The organism is Lentilactobacillus dabitei, from assembly GCF_019061365.1.
GTDB classification, from domain to species: Bacteria; Bacillota; Bacilli; order Lactobacillales; family Lactobacillaceae; genus Lentilactobacillus; species Lentilactobacillus dabitei.
The window spans coordinates 1-17499 of the sequence record NZ_JAHPPD010000003.1; the positions used below are offsets into that span (position 1 = coordinate 1).

The 17499-nt window shown below is 42.9% G+C and carries 22 protein-coding genes and 1 CRISPR repeat array; of the genes, 9 read left to right on the forward strand and 13 right to left on the reverse strand.

From position 1 onward, the window contains the following. Window positions 1–237: 237 nt before the first annotated feature. From KTE19_RS00725 to KTE19_RS00740, 4 genes are read right to left on the reverse strand one after another with little or no spacing between them, the layout of a single operon-like run. Window positions 238–453, reverse strand: coding sequence for a CPBP family glutamic-type intramembrane protease (locus KTE19_RS00725; RefSeq protein WP_217341390.1), 216 nt, complete (start codon window positions 451–453; stop codon window positions 238–240). After that, window positions 446–682, reverse strand: coding sequence for a hypothetical protein (locus tag KTE19_RS00730; protein WP_217341391.1), 237 nt, complete (start codon window positions 680–682; stop codon window positions 446–448). Before KTE19_RS00730 ends, KTE19_RS00725 begins: the two co-directional genes overlap by 8 nt. A 34-nt stretch (window positions 683–716) precedes the next feature. Then, window positions 717–1190, reverse strand: coding sequence for a GNAT family N-acetyltransferase (locus KTE19_RS00735; protein ID WP_217163900.1), 474 nt, complete (start codon window positions 1188–1190; stop codon window positions 717–719). A gap of 46 nt (window positions 1191–1236) precedes the next feature. After that, window positions 1237–2007 carry an HAD hydrolase family protein gene (locus KTE19_RS00740; RefSeq protein WP_217341392.1) on the reverse strand — a complete coding sequence of 257 codons (771 nt, stop codon included), beginning with the start codon at window positions 2005–2007 and terminating at the stop codon, window positions 1237–1239. 203 nt (window positions 2008–2210) lie between these two features. Between KTE19_RS00740 and KTE19_RS00745 the strand changes: the two genes are divergently transcribed. The 3 genes from KTE19_RS00745 to KTE19_RS00755 are packed head-to-tail and all read left to right on the forward strand — an operon-like array spanning window position 2211 to window position 3271. Beyond that, complete coding sequence (locus KTE19_RS00745) at window positions 2211–2534, forward strand: PadR family transcriptional regulator (RefSeq protein ID WP_217341393.1); 324 nt, start codon at window positions 2211–2213, stop codon at window positions 2532–2534. Then, window positions 2521–3099, forward strand: coding sequence for a DUF1700 domain-containing protein (locus tag KTE19_RS00750; protein WP_217341394.1), 579 nt, complete (start codon window positions 2521–2523; stop codon window positions 3097–3099). Before KTE19_RS00745 ends, KTE19_RS00750 begins: the two co-directional genes overlap by 14 nt. Window position 3100: 1 nt before the next feature. Beyond that, window positions 3101–3271 carry a hypothetical protein gene (locus KTE19_RS00755; RefSeq protein WP_217163891.1) on the forward strand — a complete coding sequence of 57 codons (171 nt, stop codon included), beginning with the start codon at window positions 3101–3103 and terminating at the stop codon, window positions 3269–3271. 459 nt (window positions 3272–3730) lie between these two features. On the opposite strand, the gene glnA is transcribed toward KTE19_RS00755, so the two are convergent. The 3 genes from glnA to KTE19_RS00770 form a co-directional block, all read right to left on the reverse strand. Beyond that, window positions 3731–5053, reverse strand: a complete 1323-nt coding sequence (gene glnA, locus KTE19_RS00760; RefSeq protein WP_217163889.1) for a type I glutamate--ammonia ligase — start codon at window positions 5051–5053, stop codon at window positions 3731–3733. Window positions 5054–5290: 237 nt separating this feature from the next. Next, a complete protein-coding gene (locus KTE19_RS00765) occupies window positions 5291–5530 on the reverse strand; it encodes a hypothetical protein (RefSeq protein WP_217341395.1) in 240 nt (79 codons plus the stop codon). Between the two features lie 34 nt (window positions 5531–5564). Further along, a complete protein-coding gene (locus KTE19_RS00770; protein ID WP_217161826.1) occupies window positions 5565–5783 on the reverse strand; it encodes a DUF3923 family protein in 219 nt (72 codons plus the stop codon). Window positions 5784–5925: 142 nt separating this feature from the next. Between KTE19_RS00770 and KTE19_RS00775 the strand changes: the two genes are divergently transcribed. From KTE19_RS00775 to KTE19_RS00800, 6 genes are all read left to right on the forward strand, one after another. Further along, window positions 5926–6423, forward strand: coding sequence for a DUF1440 domain-containing protein (locus KTE19_RS00775; protein WP_082622202.1), 498 nt, complete (start codon window positions 5926–5928; stop codon window positions 6421–6423). Between the two features lie 25 nt (window positions 6424–6448). Further along, complete coding sequence (locus tag KTE19_RS00780; RefSeq protein WP_217161824.1) at window positions 6449–7033, forward strand: NADPH-dependent FMN reductase; 585 nt, start codon at window positions 6449–6451, stop codon at window positions 7031–7033. An 11-nt stretch (window positions 7034–7044) separates the two neighbouring features. Beyond that, the gene (locus KTE19_RS00785; RefSeq protein WP_217161822.1) at window positions 7045–7908 is read left to right on the forward strand and encodes a hypothetical protein; all 864 of its coding nucleotides are present in this window, start codon (window positions 7045–7047) and stop codon (window positions 7906–7908) included. Between the two features lie 390 nt (window positions 7909–8298). After that, window positions 8299–9195 carry a hypothetical protein gene (locus KTE19_RS00790; RefSeq protein ID WP_217161820.1) on the forward strand — a complete coding sequence of 299 codons (897 nt, stop codon included), beginning with the start codon at window positions 8299–8301 and terminating at the stop codon, window positions 9193–9195. Between the two features lie 20 nt (window positions 9196–9215). Next, window positions 9216–10091: a hypothetical protein gene (locus KTE19_RS00795; RefSeq protein ID WP_217341396.1), complete on the forward strand. Its 876-nt coding sequence runs from the start codon at window positions 9216–9218 to the stop codon at window positions 10089–10091. Window positions 10092–10192: 101 nt separating this feature from the next. Further along, complete coding sequence (locus KTE19_RS00800; protein WP_217341397.1) at window positions 10193–10525, forward strand: hypothetical protein; 333 nt, start codon at window positions 10193–10195, stop codon at window positions 10523–10525. Window positions 10526–10702: 177 nt separating this feature from the next. Here the strand turns inward: KTE19_RS00800 and KTE19_RS00805 are convergent, their stop codons facing one another. The 6 genes from KTE19_RS00805 to cas6e all read right to left on the reverse strand — a co-directional run bounded on the left by KTE19_RS00805 (window position 10703) and on the right by cas6e (window position 17497). Further along, window positions 10703–11602, reverse strand: a complete 900-nt coding sequence (locus KTE19_RS00805; RefSeq protein ID WP_249778552.1) for a DMT family transporter — start codon at window positions 11600–11602, stop codon at window positions 10703–10705. Between the two features lie 161 nt (window positions 11603–11763). Beyond that, on the reverse strand, window positions 11764–13371 hold the full coding sequence (locus tag KTE19_RS00810; protein WP_217161810.1) for a putative polysaccharide biosynthesis protein: 1608 nt from the start codon (window positions 13369–13371) through the stop codon (window positions 11764–11766). A 134-nt stretch (window positions 13372–13505) separates the two neighbouring features. Next, complete coding sequence (locus KTE19_RS00815) at window positions 13506–14474, reverse strand: S66 family peptidase (protein WP_217341398.1); 969 nt, start codon at window positions 14472–14474, stop codon at window positions 13506–13508. 197 nt (window positions 14475–14671) lie between these two features. Continuing rightward, window positions 14672–14943: a CRISPR direct-repeat array (repeat unit 28 nt; unit sequence GGATCACCCCCACACACGTGGGGAATAC). Window positions 14944–14978: 35 nt separating this feature from the next. Next, window positions 14979–15863 carry a type I-E CRISPR-associated endoribonuclease Cas2e gene (cas2e, locus tag KTE19_RS00820; RefSeq protein WP_217341399.1) on the reverse strand — a complete coding sequence of 295 codons (885 nt, stop codon included), beginning with the start codon at window positions 15861–15863 and terminating at the stop codon, window positions 14979–14981. Further along, a complete protein-coding gene (gene cas1e / locus KTE19_RS00825; protein ID WP_217341400.1) occupies window positions 15863–16813 on the reverse strand; it encodes a type I-E CRISPR-associated endonuclease Cas1e in 951 nt (316 codons plus the stop codon). Before cas1e ends, cas2e begins: the two co-directional genes overlap by 1 nt. Before the next feature lie 3 nt (window positions 16814–16816). Then, a complete protein-coding gene (cas6e, locus tag KTE19_RS00830) occupies window positions 16817–17497 on the reverse strand; it encodes a type I-E CRISPR-associated protein Cas6/Cse3/CasE (protein WP_217341401.1) in 681 nt (226 codons plus the stop codon). Window positions 17498–17499 lie beyond the last annotated feature (2 nt).

Sequence of the window (17499 nt, forward strand, 5' to 3'; positions counted from 1 at the left end):
CGTCCCCGTAAATGTCTCGGATGGAAAACGCCTTATGAAATATTCTTTAATGTCGTGTTGCACTTAATTTGACAATTCAAGCCGGTAAAAAATCCAGCCAAAAATTAAGCCTAATGGCAGAACGGTGAATCCATTATTTAACCACCCCATGAGCGACAAATGATCTGCAAAATAAATTGGAAAATGGATTCCTAAAAATAAGATCGATTGGATGATGTTGGCCGTCATGAAGCTATATCAGTCCAGTAAACGATTCATAAAGAATCCTCTAAATACCAATTCTTCCGCCAGCCCAGCAATAATCGTTACCCCAATGAAGCCGTGATGCTCGCGGGTGAATAAATCCGGACTTATGTAAAGCATGTGATGTTCATATAAGGAAATGCCGAACAGATAGGCAATAAACACGATCAGCAATATCCAAAAAAGTCGGGGAAAGTTACCGTTATACAAATGCTTGCCACCTCAGCCACAGACGCTTCCTCTCAATGACCAGCCACCAAATAACCAAGCCGCCCCAAATAATGAGCTTAATCACGGTATTCACAATGAAATCCGCGTAACTGGCGGTAGAAGGCAATTTAACCAATTCACCGTAGCCGTAGTCTTGAACAACTAACCAGATGATCCATAAAATGCCGTACTTAACATACAAATTCGAAAACCAATTTGCTCGTTTCAAAATATTACTCTTTTCTTTGATCTTTCAGGCGTCATTAGAATGGGGAATTAAATTTTTCTAATCGATACAGCCCTTCATCATCAACTTTATCTTGACCATTCTTAAACTTATATCCCATCTTTTGATAAAATCCTAAGCCCGTGATCGAAGCTGGAATTTCGATCCGCTTAGCCCGTTTAAAATATACATCCTTTTCAAGTGTCTGAATCAGCTTTCGCCCAATTCCCAATCCTTGGTAGGTTGGCAACACAAACATATTAAATAGACTACTTTCATCTTCTTTCCCCCAAAAGGGACCAATTGCACCACAACCTACGATTTGATGATGAACTGAGACAACATACATGTGGGTGTACTGTGAATTTTCAATAAAGAAATTTGCATCCCTTTCTGCAATCACTTTAGTTAAATAGGCCTTTGAGTAGTCCTTTGAATTAGTCGTTAGTAATGTTTTAGCCACTAATTTCGAAACCGTTTGAGCATCTTGATTCTGAAAACGTCTGATCATCACTTTTATCACAACTTTCAATTTTATTTTGGGATAGTTTTGAAACCTAGCAACTAGTTTTCGAAGCCATGGTTCCAATCCGCGCCACAGCCTCAATCACACTGGCAATATTGCCAGCAAATTGGAAATTCGGCGCCTGCATCCCCACAGGTAACTCATCGCCAATCCACACACTTTTATCAGCGTGAGCCAGCAATTCAACATCGTTGGCATCATTACAAAAAGCAACATACTTTTCGGCTGGGAAAAGCTTCCGTAGGGTTGTGTATTTATTGATTCCCTGAGCGGTCAGATCTAAATTATGTTCGCTTGGATCATTAATAATGGCTAAATTCGTATGCTTCTTTAAAGTTGTTGCAATGGCATCTTGCTGTTCTTTAGTTAAATTGAGTAAGATGACCTTAATTGCCTGATTAATTGCCGTCAAGGCAACTTTGTGAGCCAAATGGTCTGGGTCTAGTTGCCGCAAAATAAAGCTGTTCTGACTCACCCGCGCAGAATAATCCCACTTACTATCTACAATATAATCAGTATTCCCGGAAGTAATGATTTGCCTAATGAGCCGATAATCTCCGTCGGCAATCGGTGCCACAACCTTAACTTCATTACTCAAAGAAATAATTACACCATTGCCACCAATTAATGGTGAGGTTGCTAAATCGCCCACCATTGGTAACAAATCTCTGATAGGTCTGGCCGAAGCAAATACAATGTCTTGCGGGGTGCCTGGGAGTTTCTTCATTACCTGAATAATTCGTGGATCGATTGATCGGCCATCGAAACTAATCGTGCCATCCACGTCAAAAACAAATTTCATCTTAAATATCACCTCCGATTGACTACGCATTCACATTGGTAAATTACTATGACTGATTTTACAACGGTTCTCTTTTGGTGACTAACTTTTTTAACAGGCTAACACCCACGATGATCATTATGAAACGTTTTTTGATTCATTTAATAATACTATTGTATTTTAGTACTATGCGTTGCATAGTATTATCGAAAGGAGGGAAAGAGATGAATCCACAATTAAAAAAAGGCTTTTTAGAACATTGTATCTTGGCCGTATTGAACAAAGGCGATTCCTACGGCTACCAAATTATCAAGGATGTGGAAGCCACCTTCCCTATTTCAGAGTCAACTCTATATCCCATTTTAAAGAGGCTAGAAAAGAACGAATATATTACCAGTCATAACGAAATCTATAATAACCGGGTGCGGCGATACTATCATCTGACATCAGCCGGCATCACCCGCAGCAAAAATTTCTTGGCTAATCAGAACCAGATTGAGAGAATCTATCAATTCGTTAGAGAGGCGTTCGAAAATGAACAAGAATGAATTTTTAAAACAATTGCGCCATAATTTGAAAAGGTCGCACGTTGTCGATATTAATCGCTACCTACAGGATTACAATGAACTAATCGCCGATGAAACCGAAGAACGGTCCGTCAGTGAAGACGACGTGGCTAATGGGTTGGACGACCCAACAACAATCGTAAAAAACATTATGAATGAAGATCATCCCAAGACCCATTTTCCAACTATATGGCTGATCTTAATTATCATCGCGCTGGTAATTGGCTCGCCCTTATGGGTTTCACTGCTGCTCCTGGCTATCATCTTGATTCTCCTTGCTTATTTATTGGTTTGGTTCATCCGAGCAGGCCTAGTCTTAGGGTCAGGACTTGCTTTGGTAATCGGTGCTTATGGCTTGCCGGCCGGACTTATCGCACTGTTCAAAGTCAGCGTGGCAGTTGGCACAATTGAACTTGGCACTTCGCTATTCAGCTTCGGGTTAGCATTGTTAATCGGGGTTCTTGCTTGGTGGAGCATCAAATATTTCTCGATTGCCTCAGTTTCTTTTTCAAAATGGTTAATCAGCAAGTTCAAGGAGGCCTACTAAAATGTTAGTGATTTGGTTGAAAGATAATTATTGGAAGATTGTCGGCTTGTTACTAGTGCTAGGAGCATTGTTATTTGTGATTGGCTTTGCCCTCGGTGGTTTCAGCTTCAATGTGTTCAACTATCCAGGCAACATTGAATATCGGCCGTGGTACTGGTTCTTGGGATTTTGATTCAGTGACTAACAACAACGTAATTAAGGAACGTTCTATCCAAACTTTCTCGATAAACGTTCCTTATTTTGTTCCCTAACTTCGCGCATTAGATGCTGTAAAAGATATTTTCGATATATAAAGGCAAGGCTTTTAAGATGCAATTCAACATCCTAATAGCCCTGCCTTTTTAATAAACATCTTTAAATCGTCATTAAGCAACCGGTCTTCGTGCCCGGAAACAGTCAATCACCAAATACCCCAGCAGCACCACCGGCCCCAGTAAACCATACACAACTACCAAGGCAAATGTGATCACCGCACCATATTGATCATCTTATTAACATTGTTGCGTTGAATTATATTCAATATACTCAGCAGCAATCTGTCTGTCAATATGAATCAAAATTGGATCACTCCAGATACCCAGATAAAAGCTGCAACAAATGGCCGGGATCAAAACGCCTATTCCAGTGTCATTTAAACGTTAAAGTAAGCTTGCTTTTCCCAATCAGTTACACTCAACTGGAAGCGCGTCAATTCATCCTGCTTTACTTGGAGGTACTTAGGAATGACGCTCCCCATTGCTTCGGTCAATGCTTTATCTGCTTGCAGCTTTGCTAACGCTTTTGGTAGTGATGACGGTAGCTGAACGATCTGAGCAGCTGTCCGCTGTTCTGCGGACATGTCATAAATACTGTCTTCAACGTTCTTGGGTGGCGTCAACTTCTTCTTGATTCCATCCAGCCCGGCGGCTAAAATTGCGGCAATTGCCAAATAAGGGTTAGCAGCTGGATCGCCACTTCTTAATTCAAAACGAGTTTGCGGTCCTCGGCCATCTGGAACCCGGACTAAGGCCGTCCGATTGGCAATTGCCCAAGCAACATAAGTTGGGGCCTCAAAGCCTGGTACTAGGCGTTTATAACTATTAATGGTTGGGTTGGTGATGGCGGTGAAGGCCTGGGCATGGGTTAAGATGCCGGCTAGATAGTGAGTTGCCAACTCTGATAATCCGTGGTTGCCTTTGGGATCATCAAATAAGTTCTGCGAGCCATCAAACAAAGAGGTGTTCAGGTGCATCCCTGATCCATTCACGCCAGCTTGTGGTTTTGGCATAAATGTTGCTCGCAACCCATATTTAACCGCAATGGCTTTCGTCGTTAATTTCAATAATTGAATTCGATCGGCCGTTTTAACCGCGTCAGCATACTTGAAATCAATTTCACATTGCCCTGGCGCTACCTCATGGTGATCAGCTTCGATCGAAAAGCCCATTGTCTTCAAAGTATTCACCGTTTCTCGGCGACAAGCCTCGCCCCGATCATCTGGATAGACGTCAAAGTATGAAGCCTGATCATTTAATTGCCCAGTTGGTTGACCAGCATCATCGGCTTTGAATAAGAAATATTCCATCTCGGCACCAACGTTGGCATGACCACAACCAATCTCATTTAACGAATCATCCAGCTGTTTTAAAACAAAACGCGGATCGCCTGCAAATGGCGTGCCATCACTATTGTGAACGTCACAAATGAGTGAAGCGGTCTTCCCGCCAGTCGTGATCCAAGGATAAATGGTCCAGGTATCCAAGTCAGGATACAAGTACATATCAGAGCTTTGAATTGGTAAAAAGCCCGTGATTGATGAACCATCAATCTTAATTTGATTATTTAGTGCGACATCCAACAAATCAATTGGGATCTCAACGTTTTTTAGTGCCCCGTTAAGATCGGAAAAAGTCATTCTCAAATACGCAATTTCTTCGTCCTTAGCTAACTTACGAATATCATCAGCAGTTTTCATCAAATGCCTCCATAATTGTCGTTTTTTAAGGCCATCCTAAGTTATTTATTGGGTTTCCCTTAACCGATATTATACACGTTATATCTTCTAACATCAGATTTTTTGAATTTTTTTGGTAAATTATTAGGAAGGAGGTATCCATTCTTGAAATAAATTCAGACCCGAATCAACTGATTTGGGCCCGAAAATGACATTTTAGTTATTTTGACTTAGCCCTTGAAGATTGCTCATCGTTTACTATCGAGAATTACCAACCCTCAAAATAAAATAGGCCATTATAAAAGCAATGAGTGAGCCAGCAAGAACACAGCTAATATAAATAACCGTCCCGGTCCTGCCAAAGTTAAACATTAAAAAGATTGCCGCGATCAAGTCAAAAATTAGAATTCCAACGAGCATTAACGTCTGAATATAAAGCAGAACCGCATCTGCTTTTAATTTTTGAATTTGTAAACTTGAATGATCAGACTTATTCATCTTAGCATCCCCCATTTCCAATTTTGCCAGCAAATTAACGACGTTTTCGTGCCTTAGCTATCCACCAAACAATCAATTCAATTACCACGGTCACGGCAGCGAAACCAACCCAAATCATTAAATTAATCAGTTTGATTTCAGGCTTCTGAACCGTCCCTGTAGCATCCGTTCCCCGCATCAAAATCCATACCGTAACCACAACGAAAATCAACGCTAAAAATAAATTGGTCATTCGCCAACCACTGTTTTTCACGATGATCACCTCCGAAACTAATGATTACCAAAGCTGAATCTAATTTCACTTACATCATACCCCCAGGGAAGAATTTTAACCGCTACTTTGTATTTTGGTTATAATGAAGGCATACAATAACTATCAAAGGAGTGTGATTCTTTTGAACAAACATATTAATTGGCAGGCTGCCGTCATTGCTGGTGGCGTTGCCGGCATCGTTTCCGGCCTGGTTAAGCTCGGTTGGGAAAATGTTTTGCCACCACGAACTCCCGCTCGCGATAAAACCAACCCACCACAGCGATTGTTGGAACAATTCGGGGTTCCAAGTCGTCTGACACACGCAACATATACTTATTCAGAGCAACAATTACCTTGGGTGAGCTATCTGATTCATTTTGGCTTTTCAACGTCCTTTGCCGTGTTCTACACGGTTGCCGGCCGTTACGTGCCATTTATTCGCCTTGGTCAGGGAACTTTATTTGGCCTCGGTGTCTGGGGTGCCTTTCATCTTGGGGTAATGCCCGCAATGGGAACTGTCCCTTCTCCGAAAGACCAACCGGTTGAAGAGCACGTTTCAGAAGCTCTGGGCCATATTGCCTGGATGTGGACTAACCACATTATTAGTGACAAATTGTATCAACAACTCACCTCAAAATAAATGGATAAATTGGAGGAATTAGTGAATGGTTAAAATTGGTGTCGTTTTAGGATCGGTCAGAAGTAAGCTCGGTGAAGCCATTTTTAATTACTTACAGTCAAAATATACCGATACGCCTGATGTGCAGTACGATTGGATCAAATTGGATGACTTTCCATTGGAACCTTATCGTCATGAGGAGACTCCTTTATCAGAGGGCATTCAAGGTCTCAAAAGTAATGAACGCCGTTGGTTAAGTCAATTAAATGGCGAAGATGGCTATATTTTTCTGACACCGGAATATGATCACGCCATCCCGGGTTCTTTAAAGAACGCCTTGGATTATGTTGGCCCAGAAGTCAACCGCAAGCCGGTTCAAATTATTTCATATTCATATTACAGTGATGGTGGCATGTTAGCAGCTGAATCTTTTGTAGAAATCCTGCAAATGCTCAAAATGATCGTCTTACCGACACCGGTATTATTGTGGAATGCTGATGATAACTTTACGCAAACTGGCCAACTGTTACCCGATTCCGCTAACAGTGACCATTTCTCTGAACGATTGGACGAAGCCTTCCATGAAATTAGTTTTTACACGCGGGTGCTGAATGAGAATCCGTTTAAGTAAGGGGTTCACTGATGCGACCTAACTTACCCAACAAAACAATATTTATCCCCACGCTGCCAATCAATGAACATGAAGTTTTCCGCGCCATGCGAACTTATCCCGATAATGTTAAGGTCTATCATCCGCATGGGCGCATTGACGCTACTTCAGTCTTTTGGTTGAATAAGTTCCAGCCAAATGCGTTGAATTTTGCGGCATTTATTGATCCCAAAGCCGGTGAACCGCTGACACTAGCCAAACGGATTCTGGCCGACATCAACAAGCTCGCCTGGAAATTTGACGTTGATCGAATAATCACCAGTGATTACGCCCCTCAACACGCCTTTAATAAGTGGCTGCCAACTCAAGGCTTCAAACAAATTGAGAAAGTAACCGAGCCCCAATTGCGCCTTTCAGAAGTTCAGCTTAAGGCTCCAGGCACTGCCATAACCACGCGGCTCTTAACTTCGGCTGAGCTCGTTAATCATCCAGCATTATGGAATGAGGTTGCCACGACTGCCTTAACACATTATCGAAGTGCCCATCAAAATAACCCAGTCAGCGATATTCCGCTGTCAACTTGGCAGGCTTTGTTGGCAGCCAAGTTGGTGATGCAGGCGCCAGCAGTCCTACTTGACGATCAAGGCAGCCTTGCTAGCTATTGTTTGATTTACCAGCCAACAGCCGACCGAGTCACCCTCGATCATTTCGGTGAAACTCAGCCAGGCAATCTGCTTTCACTGACAGCCGCGCAAGTTTGTTGGCTAGAGTCACGATTTCAAACCATTACCCTCAATTTGAGCGCCACTGACAAGTCGGGACTACAAATCTATCGGAACTTTCCTTTTAATAAAAGCGCAGTGTATGAAAGCTATCTCAAAATCACTCAATATTAATAACTTATTTATTAAATGCTAGGACGAACAGTGTTTTGATCCCAGAATTTAACAAAGCGGACCAACTATTCCAAAAATTTGGAATGGTTGGTCCGCTTCGTTAAATGCCCCGGATCAGTCGTTTAGCGCAAGTTTTATCAATATAAGAATGGAAAGCCAAGTGGCATTTATAAACGCTTTTTCGACTATTCTTAGATTGTTTTACACAAATTTTACTTGCCTGTCCAGCCTTAGGGCATCAAGCATTAATACCTTTTAAACTAACGCCATCAATTATTTCAGCCATGTTCTATATGTAACCAGAGTGATATACTAAAATTATCGTAATAACGGGTACTGAGTGAATCCTCAGTTGCCTTGCTAACATTAGTCATTGGAGAGGATCGTTATATGAAGAAATCAATTTTCTTAGTAAGTGCCAGTTTAGCGGCTGTCAGCTTTTTCGCAATCAATCAACCGGTCAGTCACGCAGCAAGCTTTCAAACACTCAAAATAAAAAATTATAGCCCGATCGCCTATCATCCCAGCACGTTTAGATCGGTATATTTATATAATTTATCTCATACCGCAAAATTACATAATCTTAAAAACTACCCCCGAACGACGTGGTATGTTTCTAAGAAAATTTTGATGCATTCGAGCTTAACTGGTAAAAATTACGCCTACTTCTACGTTACAAATGCCAAGGGCGATAAGAGTGGCATCGTTTGGCACGGCTATTTAACCAGAGGGGTCAACCCAAACGCAAACAACGCCAATTCAACGACCGGCTCCGGTACAAATACCGGCAGTAACAATGGCTCAACGTCCAATGACGACAATTCTGATTCTGCCAACACCTCAGGAACCGTTAATTACGGCAATGATCTCAGTCGCCAACTAGCCAGCTATTTTGAGGGCGTTAAGCCAAACGCCTACCTGCAAAAAGTGGCCAACAAATTTCAGCAGTATGCCAATATTGAAGATCCTAATAAACCGTGGGTGGCCGCTCAGGACTTTGAAGATATGGTTACCAGCAATTACCCAGATATCTGGCGGGCAGCCAACGGTAGCTTCAAATACCTTTACGTCCATCAAACAGCAGCTGATTTAGCCAATTTTAAAGCTGGCAAAACGTCCTTTAAAGACTACGTCAACAAAGCCATCTATGCCGATAATGGTAATTCCAGCTTCCGAGCTTACAAAGGCTACCAAATTGGCGCCTATGCCTGTCCCAAAGGCAGCAAGGGTTACGGTCAAGGAGTGGTCATTTTAGTAGATGGCGTCATTGATGGTGACGAAGATTAACGCTGCTCATTCAACTTAATATGGAGGTTCAAACTCGTGAAAAATCACTACTTTTATTAACGTTAGCCGCGGCAGGGACCTTGGGAGCAGCGACGTTATCTAGTCCTGCACACGCTGCTGGTATTTATCATGCAATTAAAATCAAAACCTATCATCAAACTCCCGTTTACTGGAATGGCGAAAACCGGAATGCCTATCTTTGGAACTACCATCTCAATCATAAGCTGCACCGCCTCAACATGCTGGACAACAGCACTTTTTACGCGACCAAAACGCTAAAGATGACCAACGGTAAAAAGACCGGCATTTTTTACTACGTCACTGATAATAACGGTATCAAAGGATATGTTTGGCGCGGTTATATGGCTAAAGGGGTCTTGCCCGCTGGGGAGTTTCCTAATCCTGGTGGTATCCCGAACGCAGACGATGATGAACTGGAGAATCTGCAGGGGCAAAGGGTTGGTAACAGTGTCTACAATGAACAAGTAGCCGCTAGACAGAATACCGATGCCTATAGCCTGTTTGGCTTTATTAAGGCTGGCGCCAACCTACCCGAAGCGGCTAAATTATACGCTCAAAATCCAAATGATCCGCTGTTAAAGCAGGCTCCTTACTCTCATATGAAGTTTATTACCAATTCTAGCGCACCAACCAAACAGCAACGCCAAGCCTTAGTGACCGGCAAGCTTTCCTTTAAGGACTTTGTCTCGGCTGATTTGAAGAAACAGGGCATTGATCCAAACAAATACAGTACCCGTTCCAATGATAAGTGGTTCATTGGAATCACGAGCTCACCAATTTACCTCAAGGCCAATCAGACAACGCTCTATCCCAAATTTGGTCAGTATACAATTGCCTTATTAGCACCTCAATACAAGAGTGAAGTTGAAAAATAAGGGATCATCTTTTGCCACGTTGTCGATGCTTGACTTACCCCCACTGACCAGTACACTTAAAGTGATTCTTTTAAGAAAATTGTTTAAGGGAGGTCACTGCGATGAGTTCAGGTGGAGATGTCTTTGGCAGTAACATCATTGGTTCCCCAGGTTTTGACGTCACTAAATGGTTCACTCAATCAAACAGCCAGGAGTTCGTTTTAAAAAACCGGCAAGCGTTTGAAGCCAAGCCATATCAGCTTGGCGATCAACCGACGCCTTTGTATGACGCTGCCATCAATGGCGACAGCGTCATCCTCACCAAAGTTGGCAATCTCGACGAAACCGGTCGCTATCAAGTGACCAAAGCCATGACCCTCGAGAATCCAATCACTTACGAAACCAGATCCTTTTTATACGTCAATGACCATGGCTGGGTGACAAGGTCTCATTAAATCATGATCCTTTAACTGTCACGCTAGTAATGACGTTGATATAAAGAATGTTCAATATTCTATTAATAAAATATGGCCCAAAAAGTGATTGTTCTCTGAACATATAAGCCAACTAACTGGATAATGTCTGGCTAGTTGACTTATATGGATGGAACTGCTTTTGGGGCCATTTTTTAACTATTCTGCATGACTAAAGGTTTCTCGGACAACCACATAACTGCCGGCAATCATCATCAACGTTGCCAATACCAATTGGAATGTCACCCTTTCTCGTAAGAACATGATGGCAATAAACGTTGATAAAAAGGGCGACAGGGCATAATACGCGCTGGTTCGGGCAGCCCCAATGTACCGCTGAGCTAAAATGTAAAAGAAAATACTGACGCCAAAAGACAGGAAACCCAGCAACAGTGCAATCCCAACGATCGGTAGAACCGGCCAATTTTTTTGGTCAATCAAAGCAACAATCAGCGTCCCAAGTCCGACTCCCATTCCCTTCACAATCACAATTTGAATGGGATTCTTGACAGACAGAACCCGGGTAAAATTATTTTCCAGGCCCCAGCAAAAGGTTGCCAAAATGACGAGAATTGATCCCCAGTTAATGGTTAGATGGCTGACATCAGTGCTCAAGACACAGCTGGCGAGAAATACCAACCCCACCCCGAGCCAAAGTTGGCGTCCCACTTTTTTATGGAAGAACAAAAATGCCAGAATTGTTGTCGCGACAACCTCGAAATTTCCTAATAACGACGCGCTGGCCGCCGTCGATAATTCAATCCCGATATTCATTAAGATTCCTGCCGCGATGTTAACCACAACCACCGCGATTAAGGTCGGGATATCAGTTCTGGCCAACGAGGCTTCCTTTTTCATGTCGGGTAATAGCCAGTACACGAATGGCAGAATGATTGCCATGCCCACGCCGGTTCCGATGTACAATAACGCTGACAGCATAATTGGTGAACAGTTGTGCAACACGACTTTAGCAATTGGTGGGTATAGTGCATATAGAAGTGCGGAAAGAACGGCAATGCCAACTGCCTTTTTAGATTGAGCGGCAGTTAAAGTTTTCAAAGCAAAGATCTCCAGTTTGATAAAATAAAGTCATCATCAATCAGTTTTATCCTACCGCAAGAAATCAATAAAATATTACCCTGTCACGCATAATATATGAAATATTCGTGTTTAAAATACCATTCCCCAAGAATAAAAAAGCAGCCAATCGATCGACTGCTTTACTGGAAATGTTTATATCTGAAATACTTGTAACCGATTTTGCGATCAAAGATAATTCCCGACAAGCCGGTATGATTTGCCATAAACAGGTAGATCAGCAAGGTAACCAGGCCAAAGACACAACAGAAAATAAACGCCATGACTAACCCAGCCGGAACGTACAGTTGGTGAATCCCCATCGCCAACCCAATGACGATTGCAAAGAAAACAATGTTAACCAGAACCGTTACTCTTAACTTGCCAAATGGCACATGAAATTCACGACGCACTTCACCATAACTGAGTAAAATGACAAAGCCAAAGCCAATTGCGGTCGACAAAATGGCCCCAAAGCCTTGCATCAAAATGACCAACGGTGGCTGGAACAAGAGCTTCGCAATGAGTCCAACAAACAAATAATACATTGCCTTTTTACTATAGTGAAGTGCCTGAAGCAGCGTGAGGCCATTGATTGCAAGGCCAAGAATCAGGCTTTGAATGATATTCCAAAACAGATAATCACCGCCAAGCGTGCTAAAGCTAAAGAAGATCCCATTAATTTCATAGGATAAACCGCCTAAAACGGCAACAATCGGCAATAACGTGAATAACAACATATTGATATTTTGGAAGATCAGCTTACCAATATCCGGATCGTGAGCGGCCAAACTATGCGCTAATAGTGGTAACGTCGTCTCAGCCACTGCTAATGCCAGTGAAACAACCACTGTGGTGATCTTCGTTGGATTGGCGGAAAACAGGGTATAAATATACTGGGTATAAACCGCCGAATAGTGCTGAACACCTTCCATTACTTGCTTAAAAAACAATTGATCAATTAATTGGCTCAGCGTAATTCCCGACCCAACGATGACAAATGGAATTGACTCATAAGCAATCATCTTAAAGATACTTTGAATGCTTGATAGATCGTAGGGCTTACTCTTAGCCGCCATCTGGACATAGTTAGCCGACTGCTTTTTATAGTAAAGTCCCAAGTACAGATAACTGGCAACCGCCCCAACGAAAGCCGCCATCACGCTTAAATAAACGGCTTCGATATAGCTTCGATGGAGGACATAAATGACAACGTACGTGGATACTAAAATAAAAACAATTCGAATGAACTGTTCCCAAAGTTGAGACACCCCATATGGTTTCAAATCCTGGTTTCCTTGGAACCACCCTCTGACACTGCTCATGGATGGCAGAATCACAATTGCCGGAACTAATACGCGAATAGAAGTTACCGCGCTGCTAGCGGACACCACCGGACTATTTTTAGCAATGATGGGGGCAATAATCCATAAAATAGCGCCACAAAGGATCCCCGACATCAGCATCACAAAAGAGCCAACTTTCGCCAATTGTTTGGAATCCAAGAACTTATTTTCACCATTATAAATGGCCACCCGGCGGGCAATTGCGGACGGAAATCCCGCGGTCCCCAAGGCGATAAACAAGCCATACGGGTTATACGAAGCATTGAACAGCGCCATTGCAACGCTCTTGTGTTCAGGTGACCCAATCATATACAGCCAGGGAATCAAATACACAATTCCCAACACCCGTGAAAAGATACTGCCAAATGACAGCCAGAAGGACCCGGACATGATTTTCTTGTTCATAGTAACAGTACACACTTTCTAATTGAAGAATTCTTGGTTATATTATAGCCGTTTTTAAATGGTCACTGAACCTCATATTGACCCTAATCAATAAATTATATCAGGTATTGTAGTCGGTTGGTGAGTTTATTCAATTAAAAATCGGTAAAGGTCGCTGTCCCTTTGGTGGCATCAATCACAGCTTGGGCACCTATCGGAGTTGTGATCATCGGCACGGTGTGGCAACTATCATAATCGTAAATGACTGGCATATCTTGACCATCTAGAACTTCTTCCAAAATATCAATTGGTTTTCGCGTACTACCCTCGGAGTCAAACAACGCATGCTTACCCAAGATAATGCCTTTAACGCGATCAAACACTCCCGCCACTTTTAACATGGCAAAATTTTTCTCCACCGTTGAGGCATCCTTTTCTGCATCTTCGATAAACAGTAAGTCATTTTTGCTAAGTTGAGGAAAATAGCCGGAAGCCAGGATTCCATAAAATGTGTTTAAATTGCCACCAACAATTCTCCCAGAGAGAACTGGTGACCCAATATATTGCCACTGATTAGGCCGCTGTTGCTTAGGCTTTTCAAAGGTATTCCAGTTCAAAGCCTCGTCATCCCAAAACTGCGGGGCATCAATCACAACTTCATCGTCTTTATTGGCGGTGATGATTTGATAGAAACGTGTCCAAGTTTCATCCACGAACGGTGACCATTCACCAAAGCCTGCAACTAACGCTGGGCCATACAGTACCCGACAATTGGGGGCATGGGTTTGAATTGCGAGTAACAATGCTGTCGCATCGGAATAACCAACGAACGTCTTGGGATGATCATTTAGATAATCATAGTCTACGTAAGGCAAAATTGAATTGGTGTTGGTTCCCCCAATCGTTGTCATAATGATATCCACACGATTGTTACGAATTAATTCGTTAACCTCGTCGGCTCTTTGCCGAATTGAACCAGACCGATAAGCATCTCTTTTAGCCGTTAAATTGCCGGCAATCAACTGGATCCCTTTACTGGTCAAAAATTTCTGCGCTCGTTTAAAACGAATCGGTGAGATTGCAGTAATAGGTGTCGACGGTGAGCAAAAACCAATGGTCGTCATAAAAATGCCTCCAAAAAATAATTGTTAACGTTATGTTATACCTTAAGAATATTGCTTTCAACTCACTTCATGAGTTTTGCTGAAACTCAATTCTTCTTTGACATTTGTTACTCTGTACTACCTTATTGGATATCCATTATTAAACCCACATACATGGGGAATACTCGTTGTAGCACCGACAAAGAGCGGTGCCGTCGGGATCACCCCCACATACGTGGGGAATACATCTGAAGTAAGTGTGCCAAAACGAATTCATAGGGATTACCCCCACATACGTGGGGAATACACTAAATCATAGTAGCTTTCTGGACCATACCCGGGATCACCCACACACACGTGGGGAATACATGCTGACTTGATCGTCTCACAAACTGTTCTGAGGATCACCCCCACACACGTGGGGAATACTGCGACTTTGTCAGTTTTAGTTTCAGTCATTAGGGATCACCCCCACACACGTGGGGAATACACTAAAGGATCCCTGCTATAACGGCATTCTCAAATTTACAAATGGCCTTTTTCAATGAGTTTGATTGCTAGGTTCAATGTTGCCTTTGCATCTGCCAATGCATGATGCGGCGTTGAATTATCAATTTGATACGCTTTTAAAACGGTATTCAATCGATAATTATCAAGAAACTGATTTGATTTTTTTACCATCGGCATTATATCCAGCATCTCATTAGTTAAATCAGATTGATTAGTTTGATGAAAGGCTTCCGAAAGAAACTCCTGGTCAAACCGCAAATTATATCCGATGACGGTTGAACTGCCAACGAAATCCTTGAGCTTTTGCAAAGCCAAGCTTAAATCGATTCCATCGGTTGCTAATAGTTCTGAAGAAATATTAGTCAATTCTGTTATTTTCTTCGGAACTTCACAATCAATCTGAATCAATTGATCGAATTGGTCATATTCACCATTCTTAGTTCTTTTAATCGCACCAATCGAGATAATTTTGTCCTTCATGGCATTCAAACCGGTCGTCTCAAGATCAACTGCAACGAATTGGCGATTCGTCTGATTAGGTTTATTGGATTTGCGTTTATTCATCATGATTTTAGCCCGATGAAATTTCGCGGCATTACTAAAACCGTGCTTTGGCACTCCAGGGACAACCTTGAGTCGCATCATCAATGGAATCCCATCAAAATCCACGACTTGGTACTGCTTACGAGTCGTTTTAATCTGGTAACCCAATTCATTATTGGCGTTATAGACCATTGTGGCCTCACCACTACCAATATTTCGGTTAATTCGATCCCATAGCAAGTCCCGAATCCGGGCACTCACATTGCCAACGTACACGCCCGTTTGGACCTCTTGATACCACTTGGTCAAATCTCCCCGTAAAGATTGAGGCACTTTGGTTAGTGTCACGACAATCATCAGCCATCATCCTCTTCAAATTCATGGTATTGAACGCCAAATTTCTGCAGACCAAGCTTGTCATCCCACAGATTAATGACACCGGCACTGATATTTGTTTCAGTGACTCCCAAAATTGACTTTAAATCAGTCACCATCCGGACCAGCAATTTACCATCCTTAAAAGCGTCTCGCATCGCCAGCCGGGTTTTGGTGCCAATATCTTTGTCATCCCCATACTTAGCAGTCACCCTAAAGGCAAGTGGAATCGAAATCTCAGCTTTGTATAAATCCGCGAAATCATACACAAAGGATAAATCGTGACCAGTATGGACAAAGCCCAACCCAGCAGACGCGCCCAACGCACAAATCACACTGTAACTCAATCCATATAATGCTTGATGCGCTGCCGTGAGGGCTTTATTAATCGGTGTCCCTGCATCGAAATTATCGGGATTATAAGCTCGCCGAGACCAGGGCACATTCGTCTTCTGAGACTCGTTTCGATACACTTGGCGAACGCGACTACCTTCTTTTCCCCTCAATTCCTGCATCGATAAATCAGAAACGTCTTCACCGGGAAATCTCATCTGATACATCTTTCGGGCAACGGCCACCCGGGTTCGCGTATTCGAAACCAGCCTAGCCTGAGCTTCCAGCAGCCGAGAAGAATGATTCAACGGGCGGCCATGGGCATACTGACGAACGCCTTGCTCGCCAACCCAGACGACGCCCATCCCTGCATCACCGATTAGTTCCATTGCCCGATGAGAAACATCAACCCCTGGTCCTAATAGCAGGACACTCACAATCGCGACGGGCACAAATACCGTTCCTCGATTGTCCGTCACCAATATTGCACTATCTTGGCGATTTAGTTTCGCATGCTCCAGATAAAGAAAGGTGACCCTGTCTCGAATCCGACTCAATTCTGATAGTTCCGCCTTTTTTGCTCCAAATTTTTTTGTCATGATTTAGCCTCGAGGAATAACCGTCATCAAGCCCATTCCAAATGCCTTTTCACGACCGATTCCATTTATCAGGGCTTGCTTAAAAGTGGCAACATCAGCCACTCGCAAAAAACCTTCAAATGTGACCCGACTCAATCGACCGCCTCGACCACCTTGATCGGGCTTTCTGCGGAGAACCGGCCAATCTCGACTAATCACGTCAAACGCTCGGTTATCCGCAGCTTCGATGTTATTCACCGTCTCTTTTTCAATTAACTGAAAGCCCGATTTTTCGGCTTTCCCCACAAGCCATTGCCGTTGTTGGGCAATCGTAATATGCGGGACAATCCGGGGCTGCTTCTTCCCTGGTTGCTTAATTGCATATGTGGGATTAGCCGTTAATCGAAACTGCATCACTTGTCCTTTTTGAATGCTTGCCAGAAAAGGATCATACGATTTGGTAACTGCCGTCCCAGCTACGCCATACGTCGCGAGTTGGGTTAAATCTGGCGCTTCCTCACTGAGAACAAGCAAATATTGCTTACCGTTAAGTGGATCAATTCGCCACAAATGGCGCCGTCGTTTGCCCGTCTTTACCTCAGCTGGAAAGCTTTGTTCAACCCAGTTGTGAAAGGCGCCGAGATGCGTAAGATCTTTTGTTTTTTGGCGATTATTGACGTCAATTTCTACTCTTGATAAATACATAC